The organism is Rhizobium sp. R339, assembly GCF_002211395.1.
In the GTDB taxonomy this organism is placed as follows: Bacteria; Pseudomonadota; Alphaproteobacteria; order Rhizobiales; family Rhizobiaceae; genus Rhizobium.
This window is the reverse complement of the sequence record NZ_LOKV01000012.1, coordinates 338,478-352,983: the sequence shown is the minus strand read 5'-3', so window position 1 is coordinate 352,983 and position 14,506 is coordinate 338,478. Positions and strand designations below refer to the sequence as shown.

Here is a 14,506-nt window from a genome sequence, read left to right as displayed (position 1 = left end):
GCTCTCAACGGCAGCTGCTATATAATTGACTGACGCATTAGTCAATGAAACTTTGTGCCGCGGGGAACGAGGACCGGCACGACAGGGAGGCGAGGAAAAAATGGCAGCAACGAAGAAGCTTACACGCGCGGAACAGAAAGCGCTGCGCCCCATCCAGATCCTGGATGCCGCCTTCGAGGAATTCGTCAGATGCGGCTTCGCGGGCACGCGCGTCGAAGACATCGCCGACAGGGTCGGCGTCACCAAGGGCACGGTCTACGTCTACTTCGAAACCAAGGAAAAGCTTTTCGAAGCCATGATCAACCACTTCTCCGTGCCGTTCCACGAACTGCTGGAGGTGGCCGGTGGGCTGAGCGGCAAGGCCGCCGACAGGCTGCCTTCCCTTCTGAGCCTGCTCTATGAACAGATCGCCGAGGATCGCACGACCCGCGAACTGATTCGTCTCGTCATTGCCGAGGGACAGCGTTTCCCCGACCTGATCGATCGCCACCATGACGAGTTCATCGCGCCGATCATCGCCAAGATCGACGCACTCATTCTGGAAGGCGTCGAGTCGGGAGAGTTTCGGAAAATTCCGGTGGAATTCTCCGACCTCGTCGTCGCACCCATCCTGACGAGGACGGTCCTGCGGCTGATATTCGACGATCGCCGCGAGCCTCCGCCCAACAAGGAGGCCTTCCTCAAGGCCTATTTCGACTTGCTGATCAATGGCCTGCTCGCCAAACCTCACTGATCACAGAAGGCTTCGCACGGCCGATTTTCCGCCATGGAGGTTTGGAAGGACGTTTTTAAGGAGGCCCAACATTTTTAAAAATGCGCAAACATCGGCCGCGCCATCCATTTTTTAAAATGTTGACCTCTCTTAAAAACCCCTTTGTCACTCTTAACATATTGAATTCATATGGATTCAGTGACGAAGAGGTTTTTAAGGACCCGATTTTTCAGAAATTTTGCCGATCATTTTGGCAGAGCCGATGCGGGCTCTGCCATGGAAATCCGATGGTGTTTTTCGCCGCTTGCCGCTCGGCAGGGCGCTGTTTCGGCGGAATGACGAAAAATACCGCGACCGCACATGGATTTTCTGAAGTCTTTATGTGAAAACATCGAGTTAGCTGAACCTTCGAAGGCACGGCCTCAACTCGTGACGGATTAAAGTGGAACGCAAAGTCAATCTCAAGGATGTCGCGCGCGATGCGGATGTGTCGCTGAGCACGGCTTCGCACGCGCTGAACGGAACCGCACCGCTGACGATCGAGGTGCGCGAAAGGGTTCTCGATTCGGCCAAACGGCTCGGCTACCTCGACCGCCGCCGCAAGAAGGCGACGATCGCGGCACTGCGCGTGCTGCTTCTCGCCATTCCCGACGACGCCGCGCCGGAGAGCGACCTCAACCTGGTGAGCTGGACGATCCTCAACGGCCTGCGCCGGGAATGCGAGCGCCGCGGCATCCGCATCGTGCCTTACGTCAGCACCGGCCGGCGCATCGACGGCGCCGAGGTCCGCCAGATCGCGATCTCCGAGCGCGCCGACGGCATCGTGGTGTTGAACGACGATCAGCCGGAACTCATCCGCAGCCTCGCCTCCTCAGACATGCCCGTCGTCATCGTCAATGGCGAGGATCCGGCCATGCTGGTCGATACGGTGACGCCCGAAAACCGTTTCGGCGCACGCCTCGGCATCGAGCACCTGCTGGCGCTCGGTCATCGCCGCATCCTGCACCTGACCTGGAAGGGCCGCACGACGATCCAGCGGCGATATGACGGTTTCTCCGATGCCTATCTCGCCGCCCGGCTTCCCGTGCCCAAAGACATGATCATCGCGGCCGAGGGATATGAGCCGAGACATGGCGAGGCCGCCATCAACGCGCTGCTCGACCGCGACCCGACGCTGAAAGGCGCCACCGCTGTCTTCTGCGCCGCCGACAATCTGGCGCTCGGCTGCCTCAAGGCGCTCGCCGACCGCGATATCCGCGTGCCTGATGCAATCTCCGTCCTCGGCTTCGACGACATCGTCCCCGGCGAATTCAGCCGCCCGCCGCTTTCGACGGTCAGCGTCCCAACCGACAAACTCGGCGCCGCCGCACTCGCGCTCATCGAACAACGCCTGATCGCCAACGACCCGCAGCGCCCCGCCCACCGCCTCGAACTCGGCTGCCACATGGTGCTGCGGGGCAGCATCGCGCCGCCGCGCTAGACGTCCCGTCCCTCATAAACGAAAAGCGGTTCAAGCGATCAAGCCTGAACCGCTTCTTCTCAAAGCAGGAAGGCCAACCCCTCCGCTCTGCATACCGAGATCAGAACTCGGACCACTCGTCCTGCTTCACAGCCAGATTGCCGCGGGCGGCGGGACGGCTGGCGCCGGTGCTGCGCGAGGGCGCTGCCATGGCCGTCGCGGTCTTGCGCAGGGCGGCGGCCTGGGAGGCGTTGTTGTCGCCGAGCTGGAAGCGGTTGATCAGGTCGCGAAGGCGGCCGGCCTCGCCGGCGAGCGTGGCGCTTGCGGCGTTGCTTTCCTCGACCATCGCCGCGTTCTGCTGGGTCACCTGGTCCATCTGGTTGACGGCGGTGTTGACCTCCGAGAGGCCGAGGGACTGCTCCTTGGCGGAGGTGGCGATCGCATCCATGTGCTGGTTGACCGTGACGATATAGTTCTCGATCGTCTTCAGCGCCTCGCCGGTTTCGCTGACGAGCCGGACGCCGCTCTCCACCTCGACGGAGGAGTTGCGGATGAGGTCCTTGATCTCCTTGGCGGCCTGCGCCGAGCGCTGGGCGAGTTCGCGCACTTCCTGCGCGACGACGGCAAAGCCCTTGCCGGCATCGCCGGCGCGTGCGGCTTCCACGCCGGCGTTGAGCGCCAGGAGGTTGGTCTGGAAGGCGATCTCGTCAATAACCCCGATGATGTTGGACACCTGGTTCGAGGACTGCTCGATCTTCTGCATGGCATGGACCGCATCGGCGACCACCTTGCCGGATTGAACCGCGCTGGCATTGGCCTGGACGGCGACGGCGCGGGCCTCATCGGCGCGCTTCGAGGAATTCGAGACATTGGCGGTAATCTGGTCGAGGGCGGCTGCGGTCTCCTCGAGAGACGCAGCCTGCTGCTCGGTCCGCTTGGCGAGATCCTGGGCGCTCATGCTGATCTCGCGCGTGCCGCTGTCGATCTGGCCGGTCGATTGCGCGACGGCTCTCAGCGTCTGCTGAAGCTGATTGACGGCCGCGTTGAAGTCACCCCTCAGGCTTTCGAAATCCGGCGCGAAGGACTGGGTCAGCTGGTAGCCGAGATCGCCGCCGGCGAGATGCTTCAGGCCATCGGCAAGGCCTGACGTCGCCTGCGCCATCTGCTCGGCGCGCAGCCTCTCGGCCTCCGCTTTCTGGCGGCGCTCTTCTTCGGTCATGTTGCGGTTGGCGGCGGCCTCTTCCTCCAGCCGCTTGTTGGCGAGCGCATTGACACGGAAGACTTCGACGGCGGCCGACATTTCGCCGATTTCATCGTGGCGGTCGGCTCCGGGAATATCGAGGGCGAGGTTGCCGCCGGCGATGGCGCCCATGGTTTCGGTCAGCCGGCGGATCGGCCGGACGATTTGCCCGAGGCTGACAGCGGCCGCGATCGCCAGGGAGCCGAGCGCGGCGATCACGAGCACGATATAGCTGGTGGAGATCGTCGCATTGGTCACGGCGCTCGCAGCATCGTTCTTTCGCTGCAGCTCCGCTTTTGCCCAGCTGTAAAGTTCAGTTGCGTCGCCATCGAACTTCATTCTGGCGGTCTTAAAGCTGTCGCTTGCCAGATGCAGAGCCGTGACATTGTCACTCGCCATGGATGCCTTCACGATGGGCGGCGTCGTCGCCTGCAAGGCGCGCAGATCTGATTTGAGCTGATCGAATCGTGTCTTTTCACCGGGGTAGCGGCTTGCCGCATCATCGATGAAGCCCTCAGTTTCATCAAACACCTGCGCCAGCTCGGTTTCCGATTTCTTCACGCTGTCCACGTCCGGCTCGGCGATGAGGCGAAAGAGAACGCGGCCGATCGAGTCGGAATTGCCGGTAATTTCCGCAAGCTTGTTCGTCCCGCTCGCATCCATTTCCAGCAGCGCGCTGTAGGTATCGTCGATCGAGCGCAGCTTCGTGGAGACATAGACGCTGACGCTGACCCCGACGACGACGGTGAAAACCGTCAATCCCAGCAGTTTCGGGCCTATTTTGAGAGACTTCAGAGAGATCATGTATTGTTCCAGCCTAATGTGCTTTCGAATTTGAAATGAAATCCGGAATCGTATCTTCTTCTCGTTCTGACGCTTCGGACAGCCATTCGGAAATGCGCATTGGCGCGCCAAATAATACACCGGCAAATTCTTGAAATATCAGAACGTCAAATCTCGGGCCTTGCCATGCAAAACGCATGCCGCCCTCAGCAATCCGAGAATCTATACCTACGACTTCGGGAAAATGACGGAATTGTTTCGACCTGTCATGGCCGGATTATTGTTGTTTCCGCCTCATGCAAGAAATTGCACGCGGAAATTAAGATGGTGTAAACGATACAATCACGCTGCCGCGGGCGCGCGCAATTCTGCGCAATTCGGATAGTCATGTCGAAATTGTACAGAAGGGCCGACGATTCCGCCCAGAAAACAGGCACCGATCCTGCAAGCCATGCAGCCGAAGCGCGCCGCACGGATCGGCTCCGATGCGGCGCGCTCTGCCGGCGCAGTAGACGTGGACGCTGTTTGCAACGCCGGGAGGGCTTTCGACGTCTCGACCCCGATCTCCCGGGGTCATGCGCCAGGTTGGTTTATTTCATCCCCGTTCCGGCAATGCCCGTCGTGATGTATTTCTGCAGGAACAGGAAGACGACGGTGACAGGCAGCAGGCTGAGGAAGGTCATGGCCAGGATATAGTGCCACTGCACCGAGAACTCGCCCTGGAATGCGTTGAGGCCCACCTGCAGCGTGAAATTCTCGCGGCTGTTGAGGACGATCAGCGGCCAGAGGAAGTCGTTCCAGCGCCAGAGCACAGAGAAGATCGCGAGAACCGCGAGAGCCGGCGCCGTCAGCGGCAGGATGATGCGCCAGAAGATGCAGAATTCGCTCGCCGCATCGACGCGCGCCGCCTCGATCAGCTCGTCCGGAATGGTCAGCATATATTGCCGCAGCAGGAAGACGGCTGTGGGAGAAGCGATGGTCGGTAGGATGACGCCCCAGAGATTGTCGGCAAGCCCGACGCCGACGATGACGAGATAGGCCGGCACCATGACGACGGCGAGCGGGATCATCAGCGTCGAGATGATAATGACGAAAACCGTCGTGTCGCCGCGAAATTTGTATTTCGACAGGGCAAAGGCCGCCATGGCGTTGACGATCAGCGTCAAAAGCGTCGCAACGACGGTGACGAACACCGAATTCTTGAGGAAGGTCAAGAAGTTGAAGCGCGTCAGCGGATCGGTGTAGTTTTCGGTGGCGACCGTCATGTGCTGCACCGGCGTGATCCCCTTCACGTCGACGCTGACCGGCTGTCCCGGATTGGCCGGATCGACCATCTGCGCCTTGAGGCCGATGCGCCGGACCATCGCCATTTCACGCTGTTGGCCGTCGATCGTGAGCTGCCAGAGGCTGAGCGGCTTGTCGAAGCCGGGCACGGTTTGCTCGACCGCGGCGCGCGGCAGCAGCGTCGGCGGAAAGCGGGTGATTTCGGCCGCCGGCTTTAGTGAGGAGAGGCCGGCCCAGAGGACGGGAACGAGCACGGCGAGCGTGCCGCCGATCAGCCAGACCCATGACAGAATGTCGGTGATGTCGATGCGTCCGGCCCGGCGCGTGCGCGTCATGAAGCGGATCGGATTCAAAGATCTGTTCATCTCAGGACTCCATTCGCTTGCCGAGGCGCAGCTGTATGAGGGTGAGAACCAGAAGCACCAGCCCCATCAGCACCGATGCGGCCGAGGCAAGGCCGAAGAGGCGAAGATCGCTGCTGAAGGCCATCTGATAGATATATTGGACGATGAAGCTGTTGGCCGTGCCCGGACCGCCGCCATTCGTCAGAACCCAAGCCTCGTCAAAGATCTGCACGGACTTGATCATCAGCAGGATGAATACGACGAGCAGGTTCGGCGCAAGCAGCGGCAGCGTGATCCTGAACAGCGTGCGGCGCGGCGAAGCGGCGTCGATGGAGGCGGCCTCGTAGAGTTCCTTCGGGATCGCCTGGAGGCCGGCAAGCAGGATGAGGGTGTAGAAACCCATGTGGAACCAGACCGAGACCACCACGACGAAGAAGCGCGACCAGCCGACATCGAGCAGGAAAATCTCAGGCGGCACGCCGATCATCTGGAAAAAGGCGTTCAGCAGTCCGTTGCGATCGAGGAACCATTTCCAGATCAGACCGATGACGACGGGCGACAGCAGAACGGGATAGAAGAACATCGCCCGGAAGAAGCCGCGCGCAAAGATCGCCCGGTTGAGGATCAGCGCCGTGATCAGCGCCACCAGCAAAGTGGCGGTGACGTTCAATGCGACGAACCAGAGCGTGTTCCACACCGCCGTCCAGAACAGCGATTCCTGGCAGGTTCCCGGCTGCAGGTAATTGCCGCAGGAAAGCAGGGCGCGGAAGTTGTCGAAGCCGACGAAGGGCCGCTCCGAGACGAAGAGATTGGTGCCGCCGGTGAAGGCGTAACCGACCGCGATCGCGATCGGAAGGAAAGTAAAGATGGCGAAGAGAACGAGGTTCGGCGCGAGGAATAGCCAGGGCATGCGCTTGCGGCCGAAGAGCCGCTCGAACGCATTCATCGGCGCCTCGACCACCTTCATCGCCGTGTCGCCCGCCTGGGAGAGCAATGCAGCAGCAGCCATGGTCAGCGCCTCCCCTGCCCGGAGCGGCGGGCGAAAGCCAGGCCGCTTTCGGGATCGAACAGATGAACGCGGGCCGGATCGGCATCGATCATGATCCGGTCGCCCTGAACGGGCGCGAAATGACCGGCTTCATGGATGATGATCTGTTCGTCCTGCCCGGCAAGATTGCCGTAGACATAGGTCTCGGTACCGAGGCCTTCGTGATACTGGACGATGAACGGCAGGCCGTTTTCGCCGGAACGGGAGAAATGCGCCGGCCTTATGCCGGCGAGAACCTCCTGCCCCACCGAAATGCCCTTGGGCTCGACATCGCTGACGATCCTGCCGCCGCTGGCGACATCGATGGCGATTCCGCCTTCGGTGACGGCGGCGACCTTGCCCTTGATGATGTTCATGCGCGGCGAGCCGAGGAAGCCGGCGACGAAGAGGTTGCGCGGATTGTCGAACAGCTCCAGCGGCGCCCCGACCTGCTCGACGCGGCCTGCGCGCAGCACGACGATCTTGTCGGCCATGGTCATCGCCTCGACCTGGTCGTGGGTGACATAGATCATCGTCGTCTTGATCTCGCGATGCAGCTTGGTGATCTCGGCGCGGGTCTGGACGCGCAGCGCCGCATCGAGGTTGGACAGCGGCTCGTCGAAGAGGAAGATGTCAGGCTCGCGCACGATCGCCCGGCCGATCGCCACGCGCTGGCGCTGGCCGCCCGAAAGCTGCTTCGGCCGCCGGTCGAGATAGGGTTCGATTGCCAGCATCCTGGCGGCTTCGGCGATGCGCGCCTCGATCTCGGCACGCTTGAACTTCAGGTTCTCAAGGCCGAAAGCGAGGTTCTTGCGCACACTCATATGCGGATAGAGCGCATAGGACTGAAAGACCATGGCGATCTTGCGCTCGGCCGGCGAGAGCGCGCTGACGTCGCGTCCGCCGATCGCGATCGTGCCCGCCGTGACCTCTTCGAGGCCGGCGATGACGCGCAAGAGGGTCGACTTGCCGCAACCGGACGGGCCGACGAAGACGACGAATTCGCCGTCCTTGATATCGAGTTCGACGTCATGCAGGACTTTGACCGTGCCATACGCCTTGTTGACGGTGGAAAGTTTCAGTTCTGCCATGCCCCACTCCCATCAGGTGCCGCCGTTTCCATGACGACGTCGTTTTCGTTCCAGCCTTGCGGCAACGGTGCCGGTCTCGTAATCCGCACCTCGTTCATCGTGATCCCGGCGACGCCCGCCACATAGGCGGCCGGCATTCCGCCGGGATAGTCCTGCAGGCCGATCACCCGGCCGTCCGCGCCGCGGGTCCAGGCATTGGCGCGGCCGCCGCCATCGGCCTTCGGCGCGAGATCGGCATTGGTCGGGCGCAGGTCGTAGGTCCGCCCGGTGCCGAGCTGCCCGGGCTGCTGATCGATGGCGAGCCGGGCGAGCGACACGTTGCGGATGCCCGCCGGCGCGGCCGCGATGATGGTGATCGCCCCTTCCATGCGGCCGGTCACGTCTTCGACGACAAGATTTTCGACGGCGCCCGCGGGCCGCTCGGAGATACGGTCGACGACGTTGACGGTCAACGCCTCGCCCGAACCCCAGAAACCATCCGGCGTTTCCCGGCACTCCACGGCAATCCGGGAAAACCTGACATTCGATATCCGGCCGCCGTCGCGGGAGAAGATGCCGAGCGCCCTGTTGGAAGAGGAAACGCGGCAATCCTCGAACACGACATTGCTGACATCGCCATGCGTTTCCGTGCCGATCTTCAGCGCGCAGCTGAGGCTCTGAACAGTGCAGCGGCGCACGAGAATGTTTTCGCATCGTCCGATGGCCACGCCGTCAGGACCGATGCTCGTCTTCAGGCAGATGCCGTCGTCGGCCGTCGATATGCTGCAATCCTCGATGACGGCGCCGCGGCAGGCGTCGAGCACGATGCCATCGGTATTGGGAAGGCGGCGGTCGTTTTCGATCGTGACGTTGCGGACCGAAAGATCGGTGCAGCCGACGAAGTGCAGCGTCCACATCGGCGACTGGCTGATCGTGATGGCACTGATCTCGACCTCGTCGCAGCCTTCGAAGACGACGACGCGCGGACGGAATTCGGCCGGGATGAAGGTGCCGACGCTCTCGTCGTCCCCGATGATGAAGCTCTCGCAGCCGGCTTCGATGCGCCCCTCCCCCGTCAGCCCGATCCGCCGCGCGCCCTTGGCGACGATCATGCCGCGATCGGATTTTTCGGCGATCACCGAAACCGTCGTATGCGCATAGGCCGCATAGTCGGGGATGGGACGCAGGATCGCGCCGGCGGCCAGGTGCAGATCGACGCCGGAGCGCAGCCGGAGCCCCTGGCAAAGGTGGATGCCCGCCAGGAGTTCCAGGCGTCCGCCGCCGGAAGCCGAAAGAGTGTCGATCGCCGTCTGCAGGCGATCGGTATTATCGCCGTCAAACGCCTCGATCACGACGCGGGAGGTGCCACTCATTGGCGTCGGCCGCTCTCGATGAAGACTTCCGTCAGCAGCAGCATGGTCAGCGCCTGGCCGTAGGGCGTCGGCAGGTTCGGGATGCGCCGGTAGAAATCGAGGTCATGGCCCATCGGCGTGCCGTCCGAAACGCCGTGGACGACGCCCTCCTCGTCGATCTGCGCCAGCACGGCCTTCAGCGCGCGCTCCGCATGGACCTTGTCGCTCTCGCCGAGAATGCCGGCGTCGATGGCGCGCAGGATGCCATAGGCGATGCCTGCGGTGGCCGAGGTTTCCAGCGGCGAAGAGGGATCGTCGAGCAGCGTCGTGAACATGCCGTCCGGCCGCTGATATGCTTTCAGGGAACGTACCTGGCTGACGAGGACGTTCGACAGGAAACGCCGGTCCTTTTCGCCGAGCGTCGGCACGAGATCGAAGAGTTCAGGAATGGCGACGGTGATCCAGGCATTGCCGCGGGCCCAGAAGGCATTGGCGAAATTGTGCCGGCCGTTGAAGGTCCAGCCGTGATACCAGAGGCCGCTCACCGGATCGGAGAGATAGCGGGTGTGGATGACGAACTGATAGACGGCCTCGTCGATCCAGTCGTTGCGCTTGCACAGCACGCCGGCGCGGGCGAGGAACAGGCAGGCCATGAACAGCGTGTCGTCCCACAATTCGCCGTCGTTGAGACGTTCCTTGACGACGTGCTGGAAACCGCCGTCCTCGGTCTTCGGCAGTTCCTTGACGAGCCATTCGGCCCAGTCCTCGACGAGGGCGCGGAAATCCGGGCGGTCGACATGCTCGACGAGGATCGCGAGCGGCAGCATCGGCGCCGTGCTGTTAATCTGGCGCGGCGGCAGGCCGCGGTCGATCTGGGCGCCGTACCAGGCGACGAGTTCCTGCAGCGCCTTCTGGTCGTTGGCGGAAATCGCACGGCGCAGGAAGCCGTAAAGGCCGACGCCGACTTCCCAGTCCCATTCGTCGAACTGGATTCCCGAGGCGGCATTGTCGGTCACGAGACCTTCCTTGATGCCCCTGAGCCGGCTGAAAGCCGTCGCCACGCGATCGATCGTCGTCAGGAGAGCGGCGTTGTCGACAGATGCTGTGTTCATGCTGAAATCCTATATTCTCAGGAGTAAAACGGCCCGTCAGCGGCAGCGGTGGCAGCCGCGCTGTCGTGGGTGAGGATCGGGTGCGGCTGGTCATGCGTGAACGGCCGTGGCTTGCCGGCGATCGAAAGACCATCGGCATAAGAGAGGGAGATCGCCGGGCCGCCCAGCGGCGTCAGGGAAAGACGCCGAAGCGCGGGATCGAAGGAAACCGCCGTCTGGGACAGGCGCTCGAGGAAGGCCCTGAACTCATCGCCATTGCCGCATGCCGCGATGGCCGCCCAGCCGCAGAGTGGTCCGTAGGAGCGCGCCTCGCGGCCGGCCGTCGGGCCGTCGGTGACCAACTCCAGGCCGTTCGACGCCCAGAGGGCGGCAAATCCCCTGCCCGACCGGGCAATCAGCCACTTGTCTTCGACGATCAGATCGTCGAGACCGTCGCGGCCGATATAGGCATGCGTCCAGGCGTGCCGTGCGTCGCCCGTGTCCTCGATCAGCAGGGCGACATCGCGATGTTGGGCGACACGCGGCAGGATGCCGTTTCCGGCCCAATAGGACGGTCTCTGATTGCCCCACGGATCGTCTTCGCCGGGATGGTTGACCCACAGCCTCGCCATCGGATGGCCGGCGAGCCGGATATCCAGAACGTGCTGCTGGTGCCCCTTCCGGCCGGTCTTGTGGTCGACAACCGTCGAAAGCTGCGCCGCCTCGTTCTTGAAGAGCACGAGCTTTCCGCTCTCCAGCCCCTGGCTGTAACGCGCCTCGACGCTTCTTCCCCGCGACAGCGAAGCCAGCTCGGCGAGATCGGCCGGCGGCTCATAATCACCGGCGCAGAACATGGTCAGCGCCGCAACGCCGTTGTTCAGCCAGCCGGTGCCGAAGGCGACCTGGGCGAAGGGCGCAAGCTCGGTCAGCGGGCCGGCGCGCAGCTCCTTGTCGTAGGCGCGGCCCTGGGAGCCGGCAGGAACGCCCGCGAGCGTGTGGAGCGCGATCATGCGGAAGATGAGGTCGATCTGGCCGCGGGCGCGATCGGCGATCCCGCTTTCCGCCCAGCGCTCCAGCGCCAGCAGGCCGATGAAATCGATCGGGTAGTAAGCGGCCGAATTCCATTCCGCCAGGCCATGGGCCTCGACGCTGTCGAACCAGCGCCCGAGCCGCTCGGCGGCGAGTTCCGCCTGCTGCCGCCCCGTCCGCCCGGAGGCCGAAAACACCGCGTCGGGCAGCAGAAGCCCGGCCAGCAGCTGGCTCGTATGGAAGCAGAGCACATGGTTCTCGCTCCAGAACCACATCGCGTCATTTCCCGGCTCGTCGACCCAGTAGCGGTACGAGAGGACGGAATGGCGGATGCGTTCGACCGTCGCCTCCGGCATCCGGGAGCCATAGGCGCCGAGCAGCCACAGGAGCGGCACCATGATGAAATCGGAGCAATCCTCGCGCGCATCGATGGAGGCGAGCGTCGCATCGACGATGCGGTCGAAGCTTTCCGGGTCGTGATGGCCGGTTTCCATCATCGCGATGAGACGTCCGGCCCGGTTGGCGCCGAAGCGGGCGCTGTATTCCAGCGCCTGCCGCTTGCGGGCGGCAAGCGATGCCTCTTCCGGCAATGGCGCGATGCTGCTCATGAAGGCGGCATCGATGACGCGGGTGACGGAGCCTGGCCCGGAGCCGATCGTCATGTGGATGCCGTGATAACCGTCGGCAATGCCGCAGACATCCTCAGCGATTAGCAGGCTCTGATGGGCGTGAAGGGTCAGTTTCGCATGGGCGAGAACCGGCCGCTCATGGCCATGGCCGACGACCTTGATCTCCACCGGAAGGTCGCGCTCGGGCGCGGTATCGAAGACGATTTCCAGCGGCTGGTTGACGAAGACGTCGCGCGCCGGGCGCACGCCGCGCGAAAGCGCCTCCAGTTCGCGCACCTCGTCCTGATCGAGCGCGACCGGCAGCAGAACCGAGAGCGGCTCCCTGTCCAGCATTTCGAGCTCGAAGAACCAGGTCGTATCGCGTTCGGCGAGATCTTCGGTATGGACGAGGATCTCGTTGTCGCCGGCGTCGAGCGACAGCGCGATCTCGGTTGCGCTCTCGGTGTTGCGCTTGAACGGCTCGAAACGCACCGCCTCCTGCCCATTGACCCATATGCGAACGCCGCCGCAGGTCTTGAGCGCGAGATTGAGCCTGCGCGGCGCTTCCGTCCTGAACGTACCCTTCAGCCACCGGCTGACATGTGTCGGCACATGCCAGAAGCTGGTGAATTCGACACGGCGGTTCGAGCCGGGAAGATAGAGGCTTTCGGTCGGCCAGGAGGTGTCGGGAGCGAGATCGCGGCCGACCATGGTGGACCAGAAAGCCTTGCGGCACGGCAGGTCGCCGACATCGACGAAACCGTTGATGAAACGATAGTTGACGCGATCTTCGGCCGGAGCCGGCTCGCCGGGAAAATAGCGCTCGATAAGGGCGGAAACGGCCCATGCCGTGATCGTCTGCCCCTCGGCCACGCTGTAGGCTGGCGCCGTGTCGTCCGGCCGCTTGATGCTTTCCGTTTTCACAGATCGCCTCCTCCGCAATCCAATGAAAATATTTTCATTAGGTGATTTGGGTGCGTTATTTTTGAAAAATGCTCAAAAACATCGCTATTCGCTTAGAAAATAGCTTGACGGAACGAATGTCAAGTATATGAAATTCACTTATCGATGGCTGAGGCCGCGATTGATGAAAATGTTTTCATGGGAGGATGAAAATGAAAATCTATCTCTCAGGGGCTTTCGCACTGGCGCTGGCCACCGTTTCTTTCGCCTGGTCCAGCGTGGCCATGGCCGAAACCCAGACGATCACCTTTCTCTTCACCGACGACGACCAGGCTTATGTCGAGCGGATGGAAGCGCTGAGCAAGGAATTCGAAACCGCGCATCCCGACATCAAGGTGAACTTCGTCTCCTCGGGTTATGATGCCGTCGCCAAGCAGCTGCCGGTACAGCTTGCCATCGGCGAAGGTCCTGATATCGCCAAGATCACCGACTGGCAGCTCGCGCCCTATTACCTCGACATGCGCCCGCTGATGAAAGACCCGGACGGCTTCGCCAAGCTGCACGGCGACAGCCTGAACACGCTTCGTTTCCCCGGCGTCAACGATCCGAACTCGATCAACGGCTATGTCGCGTCACAGACCTTCAATCTGCCCTTCGTCAACAAGACGCTCTTCGAACAGGCGAATGAACCGCTTCCGAAGCCGACCGCCACGCTGAAGGAGATCGTCGAAGCCTCCGCGCGCGTCGCCAAGGCGACCGGCGCCCAGATCCCCTTCACGATGGACCGCTCGGGCCACCGCTTCTCCGGCGCGGCCTTCTCCTACGGCTCGAACTACGTCAAGGACGGCAAGTTCTCCTTCCCCGACGATGCCGCCAAGCGCTACATCACCGATCTCTACAACTGGACGAAGGATGGCTCCTTCCCGAAGGAAATGTGGGGTGCTGCCGGCGGAACCCAGTACAAGAACATGGGTGACGAATTCGTCAACGGCAATGTCGTGACCTATCTCGCCGGCAACTGGATGGTCAATCCGTTCCAGAAGAAGATCGCCGACGCCTTCGACTGGACGGCGATCAGCGCGCCCTGCGGCGATGCCGGCTGCTACGCGATGCCGGGCGGTACAGCGATCGTCGGCTTCAAGCGCACCAAGCATCCTGAAGCTGTCGCCGCCTTCATCGAGTTCCTCGGCTCGGAAAAGATCCAGCGTGAAATCGCCGAAAACTACGTCATCCTGACCGGCGCCGACATCAAGGATCCGCAGTACAAGCTCGAGAGCAAGAACGCCAAGGAGGCCATGTCCGTCTTCCTTTCGGCCCGCAACAGCGCGCCGAAGGCAGCCCGCGACCTCGAACGCCTCAAGGGCTCGTCCGCCATCTATCAGCTCATCGTCCAGCGGATGAGCCAGCTGATCGTCGGCGAGCTTTCCCTCGAAGACACCTTCAAGGCAATGAGCGCCGACGTCGAAAAGGTCAACGTGGCGCTTGCCGCCAACAAGTAACCGGCCGCGCCTGTCTCCCACAGATTGCGCGCTGCATCAGCCACGACCTCGCAACAGGCCGTGGCTGATCGTTTTTTTGGCCCTTATCCGGGCGGCCGACCCGCC

11 protein-coding genes are annotated in these 14,506 nt (G+C 62.5%); 3 read left to right on the top strand and 8 right to left on the bottom strand.

Translation table 11 applies throughout. The features are described 5' to 3' along the window. Positions 1-100 precede the first annotated feature (100 nt). On the top strand, positions 101-733 hold the full coding sequence (locus ATY76_RS15850; RefSeq protein ID WP_088675684.1) for a TetR/AcrR family transcriptional regulator: 633 nt from the start codon (positions 101-103) through the stop codon (positions 731-733). 421 nt (positions 734-1,154) lie between these two features. Further along, on the top strand, positions 1,155-2,192 hold the full coding sequence (locus ATY76_RS15845) for a LacI family DNA-binding transcriptional regulator (protein WP_088675683.1): 1,038 nt from the start codon (positions 1,155-1,157) through the stop codon (positions 2,190-2,192). A 100-nt stretch (positions 2,193-2,292) separates the two neighbouring features. Here the strand turns inward: ATY76_RS15845 and ATY76_RS15840 are convergent, their stop codons facing one another. From ATY76_RS15840 to ATY76_RS15810, 8 genes are all read right to left on the bottom strand, one after another. Beyond that, the gene (locus ATY76_RS15840; protein WP_088675682.1) at positions 2,293-4,215 is read right to left on the bottom strand and encodes a methyl-accepting chemotaxis protein; all 1,923 of its coding nucleotides are present in this window, start codon (positions 4,213-4,215) and stop codon (positions 2,293-2,295) included. Between the two features lie 13 nt (positions 4,216-4,228). Continuing rightward, positions 4,229-4,393, bottom strand: a complete 165-nt coding sequence (locus tag ATY76_RS33725) for a hypothetical protein (protein WP_190233667.1) — start codon at positions 4,391-4,393, stop codon at positions 4,229-4,231. Positions 4,394-4,784: 391 nt separating this feature from the next. Beyond that, on the bottom strand, positions 4,785-5,843 hold the full coding sequence (locus tag ATY76_RS15835) for a carbohydrate ABC transporter permease (protein WP_088675681.1): 1,059 nt from the start codon (positions 5,841-5,843) through the stop codon (positions 4,785-4,787). Between the two features lies 1 nt (position 5,844). Beyond that, positions 5,845-6,831 (bottom strand): sugar ABC transporter permease, encoded by a 987-nt coding sequence (locus ATY76_RS15830; RefSeq protein ID WP_088675680.1) that lies wholly within the window; start codon positions 6,829-6,831, stop codon positions 5,845-5,847. A gap of 2 nt (positions 6,832-6,833) precedes the next feature. Beyond that, positions 6,834-7,940, bottom strand: a complete 1,107-nt coding sequence (gene ugpC, locus ATY76_RS15825) for a sn-glycerol-3-phosphate ABC transporter ATP-binding protein UgpC (protein ID WP_088675679.1) — start codon at positions 7,938-7,940, stop codon at positions 6,834-6,836. Continuing rightward, positions 7,928-9,292: a glycoside hydrolase family 28 protein gene (locus ATY76_RS15820; RefSeq protein ID WP_088675678.1), complete on the bottom strand. Its 1,365-nt coding sequence runs from the start codon at positions 9,290-9,292 to the stop codon at positions 7,928-7,930. The genes ugpC and ATY76_RS15820 overlap by 13 nt, the downstream gene beginning before the upstream one ends. Continuing rightward, positions 9,289-10,383: a glycoside hydrolase family 88 protein gene (locus tag ATY76_RS15815; RefSeq protein WP_088675677.1), complete on the bottom strand. Its 1,095-nt coding sequence runs from the start codon at positions 10,381-10,383 to the stop codon at positions 9,289-9,291. The genes ATY76_RS15820 and ATY76_RS15815 overlap by 4 nt, the downstream gene beginning before the upstream one ends. A gap of 17 nt (positions 10,384-10,400) precedes the next feature. Continuing rightward, positions 10,401-12,923, bottom strand: a complete 2,523-nt coding sequence (locus ATY76_RS15810; RefSeq protein WP_088675676.1) for a hypothetical protein — start codon at positions 12,921-12,923, stop codon at positions 10,401-10,403. Positions 12,924-13,114: 191 nt separating this feature from the next. Between ATY76_RS15810 and ATY76_RS15805 the strand changes: the two genes are divergently transcribed. After that, positions 13,115-14,401, top strand: a complete 1,287-nt coding sequence (locus ATY76_RS15805) for an ABC transporter substrate-binding protein (protein WP_088675675.1) — start codon at positions 13,115-13,117, stop codon at positions 14,399-14,401. The last annotated feature ends 105 nt before the right edge of the window (positions 14,402-14,506 follow it).

Bases quoted from the DNA above. Each gene is read 5' to 3' on its own strand.
- ATY76_RS15815 (WP_088675677.1), bottom strand. From the start codon at position 10,383: ATGAACACAGCATCTGTCGACAACGCCGCTCTCCTGACGACGATCGAT.
- ATY76_RS15835 (WP_088675681.1), bottom strand. From the start codon at position 5,843: ATGAACAGATCTTTGAATCCGATCCGCTTCATGACGCGCACGCGCCGG.
- ugpC (WP_088675679.1), bottom strand. From the start codon at position 7,940: ATGGCAGAACTGAAACTTTCCACCGTCAACAAGGCGTATGGCACGGTC.
- ATY76_RS15830 (WP_088675680.1), bottom strand. From the start codon at position 6,831: ATGGCTGCTGCTGCATTGCTCTCCCAGGCGGGCGACACGGCGATGAAG.
- ATY76_RS33725 (WP_190233667.1), bottom strand. From the start codon at position 4,393: ATGCGTTTTGCATGGCAAGGCCCGAGATTTGACGTTCTGATATTTCAA.
- ATY76_RS15850 (WP_088675684.1), top strand. From the start codon at position 101: ATGGCAGCAACGAAGAAGCTTACACGCGCGGAACAGAAAGCGCTGCGC.
- ATY76_RS15840 (WP_088675682.1), bottom strand. From the start codon at position 4,215: ATGATCTCTCTGAAGTCTCTCAAAATAGGCCCGAAACTGCTGGGATTG.
- ATY76_RS15805 (WP_088675675.1), top strand. From the start codon at position 13,115: ATGAAAATCTATCTCTCAGGGGCTTTCGCACTGGCGCTGGCCACCGTT.
- ATY76_RS15820 (WP_088675678.1), bottom strand. From the start codon at position 9,292: ATGAGTGGCACCTCCCGCGTCGTGATCGAGGCGTTTGACGGCGATAAT.